11 protein-coding genes are annotated in these 12,035 nt (G+C 61.4%); 6 read left to right on the forward strand and 5 right to left on the reverse strand.

Annotated features, from left to right (window positions below):
- The first annotated feature begins 367 nt into the window (after nucleotides 1-367).
- The gene (locus J3O30_RS27750; protein ID WP_207585617.1) at nucleotides 368-1,231 is read left to right on the forward strand and encodes a DUF1989 domain-containing protein; all 864 of its coding nucleotides are present in this window, start codon (nucleotides 368-370) and stop codon (nucleotides 1,229-1,231) included.
- Nucleotides 1,232-1,437: 206 nt separating this feature from the next.
- Here J3O30_RS27750 and J3O30_RS27755 read toward each other — a convergent pair whose 3' ends face one another.
- On the reverse strand, nucleotides 1,438-5,046 hold the full coding sequence (locus J3O30_RS27755; RefSeq protein ID WP_207585628.1) for a hydantoinase B/oxoprolinase family protein: 3,609 nt from the start codon (nucleotides 5,044-5,046) through the stop codon (nucleotides 1,438-1,440).
- Between the two features lie 87 nt (nucleotides 5,047-5,133).
- Here J3O30_RS27755 and J3O30_RS27760 point away from each other — a divergent pair, with 87 nt between their 5' ends.
- Nucleotides 5,134-5,661, forward strand: coding sequence for a winged helix DNA-binding protein (locus J3O30_RS27760; protein WP_207585618.1), 528 nt, complete (start codon nucleotides 5,134-5,136; stop codon nucleotides 5,659-5,661).
- A 55-nt stretch (nucleotides 5,662-5,716) separates the two neighbouring features.
- Here J3O30_RS27760 and J3O30_RS27765 read toward each other — a convergent pair whose 3' ends face one another.
- Nucleotides 5,717-5,932, reverse strand: a complete 216-nt coding sequence (locus tag J3O30_RS27765; RefSeq protein WP_007627616.1) for a hypothetical protein — start codon at nucleotides 5,930-5,932, stop codon at nucleotides 5,717-5,719.
- Nucleotides 5,933-6,059: 127 nt separating this feature from the next.
- Here J3O30_RS27765 and J3O30_RS27770 point away from each other — a divergent pair, with 127 nt between their 5' ends.
- Together J3O30_RS27770 and J3O30_RS27775 are read left to right on the forward strand one after the other, a co-directional pair.
- Nucleotides 6,060-6,683 (forward strand): TetR/AcrR family transcriptional regulator, encoded by a 624-nt coding sequence (locus tag J3O30_RS27770; protein ID WP_207585619.1) that lies wholly within the window; start codon nucleotides 6,060-6,062, stop codon nucleotides 6,681-6,683.
- Nucleotides 6,684-6,753: 70 nt separating this feature from the next.
- Nucleotides 6,754-6,951, forward strand: a complete 198-nt coding sequence (locus J3O30_RS27775; protein ID WP_207585208.1) for a hypothetical protein — start codon at nucleotides 6,754-6,756, stop codon at nucleotides 6,949-6,951.
- Nucleotides 6,952-7,072: 121 nt separating this feature from the next.
- On the opposite strand, the gene J3O30_RS27780 is transcribed toward J3O30_RS27775, so the two are convergent.
- The gene (locus J3O30_RS27780) at nucleotides 7,073-7,504 is read right to left on the reverse strand and encodes a DUF1810 domain-containing protein (RefSeq protein ID WP_207585209.1); all 432 of its coding nucleotides are present in this window, start codon (nucleotides 7,502-7,504) and stop codon (nucleotides 7,073-7,075) included.
- 93 nt (nucleotides 7,505-7,597) lie between these two features.
- A complete protein-coding gene (locus tag J3O30_RS27785) occupies nucleotides 7,598-7,876 on the reverse strand; it encodes a hypothetical protein (protein ID WP_207585629.1) in 279 nt (92 codons plus the stop codon).
- Nucleotides 7,877-8,138: 262 nt separating this feature from the next.
- Between J3O30_RS27785 and J3O30_RS27790 the strand changes: the two genes are divergently transcribed.
- Both J3O30_RS27790 and J3O30_RS27795 read left to right on the forward strand, forming a co-directional pair.
- Entirely contained in the window at nucleotides 8,139-9,509 is a 1,371-nt protein-coding gene (locus tag J3O30_RS27790; RefSeq protein WP_207585210.1) for an amidase, read from the forward strand.
- 66 nt (nucleotides 9,510-9,575) lie between these two features.
- Entirely contained in the window at nucleotides 9,576-10,436 is an 861-nt protein-coding gene (locus tag J3O30_RS27795) for a TIM barrel protein (protein ID WP_207585211.1), read from the forward strand.
- An 18-nt stretch (nucleotides 10,437-10,454) separates the two neighbouring features.
- Here J3O30_RS27795 and betC read toward each other — a convergent pair whose 3' ends face one another.
- Nucleotides 10,455-11,969, reverse strand: coding sequence for a choline-sulfatase (gene betC, locus J3O30_RS27800; RefSeq protein WP_207585212.1), 1,515 nt, complete (start codon nucleotides 11,967-11,969; stop codon nucleotides 10,455-10,457).
- Between the last annotated feature and the right edge of the window lie 66 nt (nucleotides 11,970-12,035).

Genomic DNA, 12,035 nt, shown 5'->3' on the forward strand with positions numbered 1-12,035 from the left:
GGTTACCACGTCAGAGCAATGGTTCGAAATGCTGGAGGGGCAGAAGCTCTTATGACGATACAACCGGGCTCGACCTGGTGCCGGCCGGCAAAGGCGTCAACAAGTGTATGGGTCCCGAAGACTGCGTGTTTTTCGTCTATTATCCGAATGGAATCGATTACATTCCGGCCGACACCCATTAGTCGGCCTGCTTCAATTCGCCCTCGCAATTGCCAACTCTGGCGCTTGGCGAGGGCTATTCAGTTTCAGCGTGGGGAAATCCGCTTCGGATCCGACTTTGTCACTTCATAGCTATGAACGACTGGTCTAGACGGTGCTGACTTGCCATCGTCCCTGCCAAACAATTCAGCCGTATGAGATCGTCAACATGAAAACCACCTCGATGACCACCGCTCCCGCCGATGCCGATGTACGGAAAGCGATTAAACCCGTCATCTGCTATCCGACAGACACGCTGCCACGCCCCGACTTATCTGCCTATCGGACGCTTCGTGATGCGTTGGAGCTCGTTGATCGAGTGACCGTCCCACCGCGCGATGCTGCAACGTGGGAGGTCCCCGCTGGTCATTTCTGCAGGATCATTTGTTCCGAGGGCGCGCAGGTTGGCGATCTGAACCTGTTCAACCTGAAGAACATTGGCGAGCGCTTTTACAGCGGCAAGACGCGCGCCCTGAATGGGACGCATGTGGGCGTTGGCGATCAGCTTTTTTCCAACTTCCCCTACCTCCGGCCGATCGCAACCATAACTCACGATACCCTCGATTGGTATGGTTTTGACGAATTCGGCGGGTCAGTCCACGACGTCATCGGTACACGTTGTGACCCTTACACCCACAACCTACTGAGCGACGGCGGGCAGTACCATTATTGCTGCCACTCCAACCTGACCCGCGCCTTAGCACAGAGAACTGGTCTTCCGATCAATGAAGCGGAACTGCATGTTCATGATGTTCTGAACGTCTTCATGTGCACCGGATTTTCGCGCGACACCGGACAGTACTTCATGAAGGCAAGCCCTGTGCGGCCGAATGATTACCTCGAATTCTTCGCCGAGATCGATCTTTTAGGCTGCATATCCGCATGCCCCGGAGGCGACTGCTCTACCGTCCATTCCTCTGACATGGCCGCCTGCTATCCCCTAATCGTTGAAGTCTTCAAACCAGCAGGCTATCCATTGAATTGGAAGACGCGCGCGTTGAATGGATATGACCGAAGCCACGGGCTTGATTGAGGGCCTCTCCTGTCGCGGCAGCGTGCCGAGCTCACTATTTCCTTGAAAGTGAACGTGGTACGGGCAGCGACGCTTTCGGTCCGTTGGTCGCGGCTCGGCGCCTTATTTGCCCCAGAAAGTGTCTTCTTGCTTGGGGTCGGAGGAGAACAGCCAAACGATCTTACAGTCCTGCACGCGGCAAAAGTTGGCTGTGGCGTCAAGTGCACCTATGTCTTGCCGTAGCCACCGCCGGTCGGTGTCGTGACGATCACGGCGTCGCCGGCGGCGAGCATTGCCTGGTCAGCGCCCTCCAGCCTTTCGACATTGCCGTCCGCGCGACGGATCTCGGTTTTTCCCAATTGCCCGTCTTCCCCGCCGAAGAGGCCGAACGGCCGGATCATGCGATGCGAGGAGAGAATGCTGCAATCCATCATCTCAAGGAAGCGGATGCTGCGCTCAGTTCCGCCGCCGGAGCTATACTTTCCCTTGCCGCCGGAGCCGCGGCGGATGTGGAAATCTTCGAGCACGACGGGAAAACGGAATTCCAGCACCTCAGGATCGGTCAGCCGTGAGTTGGTCATATGGGTGTGCACACCATCGGCGCCGCTGAAGCCGGTGCCGTCGTTGAGCAGACCGGCTGGTCCGCCGGCGCAGATCGTCTCGTAATATTGATAAACGGCGTTGCCGAAGGTCAGGTTGTTCATCGAGCCCTGCGCTGCCGCCAGCGTTCCGAGCGCCCCGAACAGCGCATTGGTCACATGCTGGCTGGTCTCGACATTGCCGGCGACGACGGCGGCCGGATAGGCCGGACGCAGCATCGAGCCATCGGGCACGATGATCCGGATCGGCCGCAGGCAGCCGGCATTCATCGGGATCGGCTGCTCGACCATGACCCGGAAGACATAAAGCACGGCGGCGCGCGTCACTGGTTCCGGCGCATTGAAATTGGTCGGCTGCTGCTCGCTCGTGCCGGTGAAATCGACCGTCGCCTCACGCGCTTTTCTGTCGACGGTGATCTTCACCTTGATGACGGCGCCCTGGTCGGTGGGATAGGTGAATTCGCTGTCGCTCAGACGGGCGATCACCCGGCGGACGCTCTCTTCGGCATTGTCCTGCACATGGCCCATATACGCCTCGACGACGTCGAGCCCGAAATGGGAGACCATCTTGCGCAATTCCTGCACGCCCTTTTCGTTGGCGGCGATCTGCGCCTTGACGTCGGCGACGTTCTGGGCCGGATTGCGGGCAGGGTAGGGATGGTCCTGCAGCATCGCTGCGAAGTCGCCCTCACGGAAACGGCCTTCGTCGACCAGCAGGAAATTGTCGATCAGCACGCCTTCCTCGTCGACCTTCGTCGCCCTCGGCGTCATCGAGCCCGGCGCCTTGCCGCCGATATCGGCATGATGACCGCGCGAGGCGACGTAGAAGAGGATGACTTCGCCCGGATCGTCGAAAACAGGCGTGACGACGGTGATGTCGGGCAGATGCGTGCCGCCATTGTAGGGAGCGTTGAGCGCGAAGACGTCGCCCGGGCGGATGCGGCCTTCATTGAGGCGGATGATCGTTTCGACCGACCGGTCCATCGAGCCGAGATGCACCGGCATATGCGGCGCATTGGCGACGAGCGCGCCGGTGCGGTCGAAGACGGCGCAGGAGAAATCGAGCCGCTCCTTGATGTTGACCGAATGAGCAGTGTTCTGCAGCGTCACCCCCATCTGCTCGGCGATCGCCATGAACAGATTGTTGAAGACTTCGAGCATGACCGGATCGGCGCTGGTGCCGATCGCCGCATTGCGCGACAGCGGGATCTCGCGGGTGAGCACGATATGGTCGTGGCCGGTAAGCCGTGCCTGCCAGCCGGCTTCGACAACGATCGTCTGATGCGGTTCGATGATGAGGGCGGGGCCCTTGAGGACGGCGCCCGGCTTCAGCCCGTCGCGCCTGAAAATGCCGGCTTCGCGCCATGTTCCGCCGGAATAGAAGCGGGTTGTGCGCAGGGCTTCCGGCTCGAAGGCTTCCGCCTGTATGTCCGCCTCCTCGATGTCGGCGCCGCCGCCAATGCCCTCGACCTCGATGGAATCGACGACAACAGGCCGGTCTTCGAAGATGAAGCCGAACTGCTTCTTATGGGCGGCGGCAAAGGCCTGCGCCATTTCCTCCTGCGGCCCGAAGGCGACGGGCAGGGCGGTGTCGGTGCCTTTGTATTGCAGGTGCAGCCGGGTGACGATCTCCATGTCGGCAGCCTCGACACCCTGCAGCGTCAACTCCTCGCGCACCTCCTCGGCCAACCCGGCCCGGACGTCGGCGATCGTCATCAACGCTGCGGCGAGTTCCGTCAGCACCGCGCGCTGGCGCGTGGCGCGGATATCGGCAAGACCCATGCCATAGGCCGAGAGAATGCCGGAGAAGGGGTGGATCAGCACGGTCTTCATGCCGAGGCTGTCGGCGACGAGGCAGGCATGCTGGCCGCCGGCACCGCCGAAGCAGGTGAGCGCATAGTCCGAAACGTCATAACCGCGCTGGACGGAGATCTTCTTGATGGCGTTGGCCATGTTCTCGACGGCGATGGCGAGAAAACCGTCGGCGACATCTTCCGCCGTCCGCCCGCCGCCGATCGTCTGCGCCATTTCGGCGAAGGCGGCGCGCACTGTCTCGGCATCGAGCGGCAGGTCCTGCAACGGGCCGAAGATTTCAGGGAAGAATTCCGGCAGCAGCTTGCCGGCCATGATGTTGGCATCGGTAACGGTGAGCGGGCCGCCGCGCCGATAGGATATCGGGCCGGGTGTCGCACCGGCCGATTCAGGGCCGACGCGGAAGCGCGAACCGTCATAGCTCAAGATCGAACCGCCGCCGGCAGCGACGGTATGGATCTTCATCATCGGCGCGCGCATCCGCACGCCGGCGACTTCGGTCTCGAAGGCGCGTTCCAGTTCACCGTCGTAATGCGAGACGTCGGTTGAGGTGCCGCCCATGTCGAAGCCGATCATCTTGATGAAACCGGCGATGCGCGAGACCTCGACCGCGCCCACCACCCCGCCGGCGGGGCCCGAGAGGATCGCGTCCTTTCCCTGGAAGAGATGCGCATCGGTCAGCCCGCCGGAGGACTGCATGAACATCAGCTTCGGACCTTCTCCCTCGACGGTGCCGAGTTCGGCGGCGACCTGATCGACATAGCGCCGAAGAACCGGTGACAGATAGGCGTCGACGACGGCAGTGTCGCCGCGGCCGACGAGCTTGATTAGCGGTGAAACCACGTGCGACGGCGAGATCTGCGTGAAGCCGATCGCGTGCGCGATGGCGGCGGCCTGCTGCTCATGCTGGGGGTAGCGGTAGGCATGCATGAAGACGATGGCAACGGCGCGCAGGCCGTTGGTATAGGCGGCTTCCAGTGCTTGCCGCAAGACATGTTCATCGAGGACGCGTTCCACCGTGCCGTCCGCCAGCACGCGCTCCTCGGCCTCGATAACGTCGGCATAGAGCAGTTCTGGTTTGACGATCTTCTTGGCGAAGATATCGGCGCGGGCCTGGTAGCCGATCTCCAGCGCATCGCGAAAGCCCTTCGTCGTCACCAGCAGGGTCGGATCGCCCTTGCGTTCCAAAAGCGCATTGGTGGCGACCGTCGTTCCCATTTTCACCGCACCGATAAGCTCGGAAGGGATTGGCTGGCCGGCTGTCACACCAAGCAGCTCACGGATCCCGTGCACCGCCGGGTCGCGATAGGCTTCCGGATTTTCCGAGAGCAGCTTGTGGGCGGTGAGCGAACCGTCGGGACGGCGCGCGACGATATCGGTGAAAGTGCCGCCGCGATCGACCCAGAAATCCCACTGTCTGCCCATCATCCGGCCTCCCATTGAACTGAAAATTTATTGACGATTTATCGATAAAATGTCAACGTTATCTTCTCGAAATCATGGAGGGGCGACATGGCAGATCAGCGCGGGCGACAGGAAATCGGGCCGATCGTCTCCTCCGCACATCTGGCAGATGGAGCGCTGCCGGCTCTTTCGGAGCTGGAATTCGGCCTGATCCTCGCCGGCAATGCCTTCGATCGCTGGATGGTCCGCTGCATGACGGCGGCGGGCGAGCCCGGCTGTGCTGCAATCGACGTGCTGGTGCTGCATTCGGTGGCCCACAGGCAGCGGCCGAAGCGGCTCGGCGATCTCTGCAGTGTGCTCGGCGTCGAGGATACACATCTGGTGATCTACGCGATCAAGAAGCTGGAAAGGCGCGGCCTCGTGACAAGCGCTCGGGCAGGCAAGGAGAAACTGATCGCCGCCACCGAAAAGGGCGTTGAAACCTGCCTGAAATACCGGGCGGTGCGAGAGGCGCTGCTGGTGGAGTCTATGAAGGGGGTCGGGCTCGATGCCGCGGCGACATCGGCCGTGGCGGCGACGCTCCGGGCGCTTTCCGGGCATTACGATCAAGCAGCAAGGGCCGCCGCCTCTTTATGACGGCAGCCCTTGACGGGGGCAGGGAAAGATCCCCCGAAATTTTCAAGCGGATTGTTCAGCCGAAGCAGGGCATCGCCGGAAGATTGGCGCGGCTTGCGAGCGCTCCGATCATGTTGCCCACTGAGGTCGAGCGCGGTTCGCGTTTACCGGCGGCCGTCTCCAGGAGTTGCTTGAAATCTTCAAGCTTCACGCCGTCGGCGCGCAACACCATGGCGATCAGGGGGTCGCGAAGGGCTTCGGATATCGTCAGGTCGTCTCTGGTCTTTCTCATGGTTGTCCTCCTTTCGTGGGCGGTCGCCCGTGTTCCACTTTCCGCTGCCGTGTTCTCGACATTGACTTTCGCGTTTCGTGGTGTTACCGGTAAGTAACAATGCATTTGTTACCGATCGGTCACATTGATGTCAAGGACTACGTCCGCAAAAAAATCAGAAACTTCGAATGAAACCTCCGCAGCCGTTCCAGAAGATCGCATCCCGCCGCGGGAGCGTATCGTCTCGACCGCGTCGGAGCTTTTCCGCGAGCGCGGCATCCGCGGCATCGGCGTCGATGCCATCGCCGACGCGGCTCTGACCAACAAGATGACGCTCTACCGGCATTTTGGCTCGAAGGACGAACTCGTCTGCGAGACGCTGCGCCGCGCCTCGGAAAAGGCGGGTGCGATCTGGCGCGAGCTGGAGACGGCCTGTCCCGGCAATCCGCGCGCTCAGCTGTATGCTTGGGTGGAAACGCGGGCGCAATGTCTGAACGGCGAGCCCGCCGGTTGCGATCTCGCCAATGCCGCCATCGAGCTGAAGGGCGAGGGCCATCCCGCCCACGAGATGATCGAACGGCACAAAGCCGAACAGCGCGATCGCCTGGCCGCCCTCTGTTCGGCGGCCGATGCGCGCGAGCCTGAGCTTCTTGCCGATACGTTGACGTTGCTGCTCGAGGGGGCGCGTGTCAGCCGCCAGGCCATGGGTGCTGCCGGCTGCTGCGGTCATTTCGCCAAGGCCTGCAACGCGGCGATCGCTTCTTTCGCCTGAACAATCCTTCGGGAACCTTACCGCTCTCACACCGTTCATCCATAACCGGAGGACAAGTGGAGACCGGGAGATGAACTACGTCTATCTCAAGCGCCTATATGCCAAACGCGCCGAGCTCGAGGCCAAGCTGGAGCTTCACGACGCCCGCTATTGTTTCGGCGAGGAAGAAGTCGATGACGGCACCGACAACGATCTGCGTCAGCGGCTGAGCGAAATCTCCGACGAGATAGCTGCGCTGGAAGCAGGCCGGGCCGCTAGAACAGGATGATTTCAGGCCCGGTCGGCCTAAAATCTGAATCCTGTTCTAAATTAGAGAGCTAGAGCATGATGCCGAAACTGTGGGCGGTCTCGGACGACATTGGGCCGACCGGGCCTAAAATCTACCTGTTCTAAGTCCGGAGGATTTCCATCGTCCGTTCGTCGAATTTCCCTTGATAGAAATGCTCGATCATTCGGTGAAAGGGCGAGCCATGGTCGCTGATCGCGGAAAACAAGGTCATCGAGGATCGCAGCTTCAGGTCGTCGGGTGAACCGAGGATCTCATGCGCCGATCGGCCGTCGACCGACAAAATCGCCTCGACGCAGCGCAGCAGCCGGCTTGAGAGAATGGGGTCGGCAAGATAGGCGGCGGCTTCCTCAGCCGAGCGGATCGCATATTTTTCGGCCATTGCCGACGTGCCGAGACCGGCGATCTGCGGGAAGATGAACCACATCCAATGGGACGTTTTGCGCCCGGCTTTCAGCTCGGAGAGCGCTTGTTCGTAAATGCCGTTCTGGGCATCGATGAAGCGGTCGAGATTGTAATCGATATCACCGGCCATGGTCCTTTTCCCTTTTTCTGCTGTCGATGCAGCCTGGGCCAAGGTCTCCATGCCCGGCGAAACGCGTTTTTGCCCGGCGAAATAGGCCTGCTGTCAGCAGACCCTCTCAGCATAGGGGCTGCTCTCACGGCAATGGCCGTAAGGCTGATGATGCGGCGTGTTGTCGTCCGCGGGGGCGGCAATGGCCGATGTCGTCATTGGGTCCGTATTGCCGGAAGAGTATGCGGCAAAACCCGCAAAGCTCAACAGAACCAATGCGCCGACGACGACCAGGCGCTCGAAGGCCGACAGCTTCTGAGCGCTGACATGGTCAACATAGTCGCGCTCGCCTGCGCCGGCGGTTTCGTCCTCTTTCACATGATGGGTCACCATATCCTGGCGACGGCTCAAAGCTTCACAATCTGTCATTTCTAAATACTCCTGCAACACATGCGGCGCCGGTCTCTCGAGAGTAAACTATGGACCTGCTCTGCATGCGTGCATCATGTGTGTCTTCGATCGCGGCAATTGAAGGGGCATTCTGCAAACTCAGTGTTCAGAAAATCGCACTAATAAAATGCAAAATAACGTGAAGCTCTGGTTCGCCGGAATGATCCGGGGTAATCCAGGGGGTCATCTTTCTGTGGATCGTCCCATGAGTAAATCTTTCGGCGCGATGTCGGTCGCGCAGCTTTCCGTCCTCATCCAAAGTGGTGCTGCCGATCCGGTCGATGTGGCCGAGGCTGTCTTCGAATCCATCGCCGATTACGCCGACAAAGCCGTTTTCACCACGCTGCTGGAAAGCCGGGGGATGGATGAGGCGCGCGCCGCCTCCAGGCGTTTGCGGGAAGGGCGCTCGCTCGGATTGCTGGATGGCATTCCGATCGCCTGGAAGGATCTTTTCGACATCGAAGGCCTGCCGACAACCGCGGGTTCCGTCGTGCTGGGCGGGGAGGCGCCGGCCGAGCGCGATGCGGCCGTCGTCGCTTTCCTCAGGCAGGCGGGCATGGTCGCTATCGGCCGCACCAATATGAGCGAATTCGCCTTTTCGGGCCTCGGCATCAATCCGCATTACGGCACGCCGGTCAATCCACGCGGCACCGACCTCCGGCGCATTCCGGGCGGCTCGTCTTCCGGCGCCGGTGTTGCGGTCGCCGCCGGGCTGGTGCCGGTCGCCATGGGCACGGATACCGGCGGCTCAGTGCGTATTCCCGCCGCCCTGAACGGCATCGTCGGCTACAAGGCAACCCGGGGCCGTCACGCGATGGAGGGCGTCTATCCGCTGGCAAAGAGCCTGGATTCGTTGGGACCGCTCTGCCGCACCGTCAGGGACGCAGTCTGGATCGATGCGGCGATGCGCGGGCTGACGGCACCTGACGCCGCTGAGCGCCCGCTGCAAGGACTGGAATTGCTCGTGCCCGAGAATGTCGTTTTCGACGGGGCCGAACCGGGCGTGATTGCCGCGTTCGAGGCAGCTTTGGAACGTCTTCAAAAGGCCGGAGTCCATGTCGCCCGCGCCGTCATTCCCGCCTTCGACGAGATTTTCGATCTGATGACGAGATATGGTCCGCTGGTGACGGCGGAGGCTTTCGCGCTTCACCGTGAACGCTTGGCCGGGCCGGACGCGGACAGGATGGATCACCGTGTCGTCATGCGCACCCGCTTGGGAAGCAGGACGACACTGGCCGATTACCTGGCGATCCTCGAGGCGCGCAGCCGCCTGATCGCGGAAGTCGAGCGCCTTGTCGGCCACCGGCTGCTCGCTTTTCCGACCGTCGCCCATATCGCTCCGCCGATTGGTCCGTTGGAGCAGGACGACGAACTGTTCTTCGCGACGAACAACAAGACGTTGCGCAACACCGCGCTCGGCAATTTCCTCGACTGGTGCGGCGTTTCCATTCCTTGCGGTACCGGCGAGGCGGGCATGCCGGTCGGCCTGCTGCTCTCGGCCACCGCCCGTCGCGATGAGGTGCTGCTCGGCGTTACCCTTGCCGCCGAACCGGTCGTGCGTGGCGATTTCGCCTGAAATGGCCATTGAACTACCGGGTTTTTGTTGCGATTGATGGCCTCAGGAGATGCTGGAGGAAAGTACGTGCAGGATATGCAAAACGGACGCTTCGCGGTTTCGACGTGGTCATTGCATCGGCTGCTCGGTGCCGTCCACGGCTATAGCCCCGATCCTGACAAAAGCGCGGCGCCCAGGGAACCCTATGGCCCTGGCGCGGCGGCCTTGATCGACATGCCTGCGGCGCTGGCGGCGCGCGGCATCAACCGGCTTGAGGTATGTTCCTTCCATCTGCCGAGCCTCGACGCCGGCTATCTCGGCGAATTGCGCGATGCGCTGGCGTCGTCGAACGTGCTGTTTCAGACGCTGCTCGTCGAGGATGGCGATCCGAGCCATGCCGAGACAGCCGAACGCGACGTCAAATGGATGGCGGAGTGGATCGACACTGCCGCTTCCCTCGGGGCGCAGCGGATGCGCGTCATCGCCGGCAAACAGACGCCGACGGACGAAAATCTTAGCCGCGCCGCCCGACACCTGAACTGGCTGGCAGACGAAGCGGAAGGCAGCGGCGTGCGTGTCGTCGTCGAGAACTGGTTCGACCTGCTGCCGTCGCCGGTCGAGATGAACTGGCTGCTGGACCGGCTGGACGGCAAGGTCGGCCTCAACGGCGACCTCGGCAATTGGGCAGCGCCCGCGAAATATGAAGGCCTGGCCGACATCATGCGCCGTGCCGAGATCTGCCACGCTAAGGCCGACTACAGTGTTGGCGGCCTCGATGCCGACGATTACCGCAAGTGCCTGGAAATGTGCGAAAGGGCCGGTTACGCCGGCCCCTTCACGCTAATCTACGACTCACCGTTTTTTCCCGACGAATGGGACGGCATCCTGCTGCAAAAGCAGTTCATCGAGGATTTCCTTCGCGAGGCGCCGGCCCGCAGGACGGCCTGATCCCGAAGCAGTTTTCGCTCATTCCTCACGCGGAAACCTCTGGCTTTCCTCCAGCACGTTCAGGTCCATGTGATTGCGCATATAGCGTTCCGAGGCCTTCTGCAGCGGTTGATAGTCCCAGGGATAATAGGCGCCGTTGCGCAGCGCTGCGTAGACCACCCAGCGGCGCGCTTGGCTTTCACGCACGGCGGCGTCGAATTCGGCAAGGTTCCAACGCCGCCTGGCCTGGTCGGCAAGCCCTGCCAAGGTTTCGGCATGGACCGGGTCGGCTGCCAGATTGTCCAATTCCCTCGGGTCGGCTTCGAGATCGAACAGCATCGGCGGGTCTTTATCGCAGAGCGAAAGCTTGTATCGACCGTCCCTGATGCAGACGAGCGGTGCTTCGGAACCTTCGGCGGCATATTCCATCGGTACCGGCCCACGGCTGCCGATGCCCTCGGCCAGTGCCGTCAGATCCTCGCCCTCGGTCCATGGTTTCAATGAGGCGATATCGATGCCGGCAAGAGCCGCCAGCGTCGGCGTCACGTCGAGAGTGGAGACAGGCTGATCGATGCGCTTGGGTGTCCAGCCGGGGACTGAGATCATCAGCGGAACGCGGGCCGATCCTTCGAAAAAGTTCATCTTGAACCAGAGGCCGCGGTCCCCGAGCATGTCGCCATGGTCGGAAACGAACAGGATGATCGTGTTCTCGGCCATACGGCTGCGTTCCAGCACACCGAGAATCTCGCCGATCTTCTCGTCGACATAGGAGATATTGGCGAAATAGCCCTGCCTTGCCCGCCTGATCTGTTCGCGGCTGATGTCGAAAGCATCATGGTCGCAGGCTTTCATCAGGCGCTGCGAGTGCGGGTCCTGTCGCTCGAAGGCAATCGGCGCCACCGCCGGGTCAAGGACCGGGCAATCCTCGTAGAGGTCCCAGAATTTGCGGCGCGCGACATAGGGATCGTGCGGATGGGTGAAGCTGACGGTCAGGCACCAGGGGCGTCCGTCGTGGGCGCGTGAGAGGTCGAACAGCTTGCGGCTGGCGTGGTAGGCGACCTCGTCGTCATATTCCATCTGGTTGGTAATCTCGGCAACGCCGGCGCCGGTCACTGAACCCAAATTGTGATACCACCAGTCTATGCGCTCGCCGGGCTTGCTGTAGTCGGGCGTCCAGCCGAAGTCGGCCGGATAGATGTCTGTCGTCAGGCGCTCCTCGAAGCCATGCAACTGGTCGGGGCCGACGAAATGCATCTTGCCGGAAAGCGCCGTCTGGTATCCGGCGGCGCGCAGATGATGCGCGTAGGTCGGAATGTCGGAGGCGAATTCCGCGGCATTGTCATAGACCCGCGTTCGGCTCGGCAATTGCCCGGACATGAAAGACGCCCGTGCCGGTGCGCAGAGCGGGCTTGCGGTATAGGCATTGGCGAAACGAACGGAACGTTCCGCCAACGATTTCAGGTGCGGCGCATGAAGAAAATCGGCAGGCCCATCGGGAAACAAGGTGCCGTTCAACTGATCGACCATCAGGATGAGAATATTCGGACGCGCCATGCGGCTTCCCTTTTTGTCATTTGAAGGTTTTATCAAAGCTTCTATCATTACGCTTGTAAAGGCGAC

The organism is Rhizobium sp. NZLR1 (assembly GCF_017357385.1).
GTDB lineage: Bacteria > Pseudomonadota > Alphaproteobacteria > Rhizobiales > Rhizobiaceae > Rhizobium.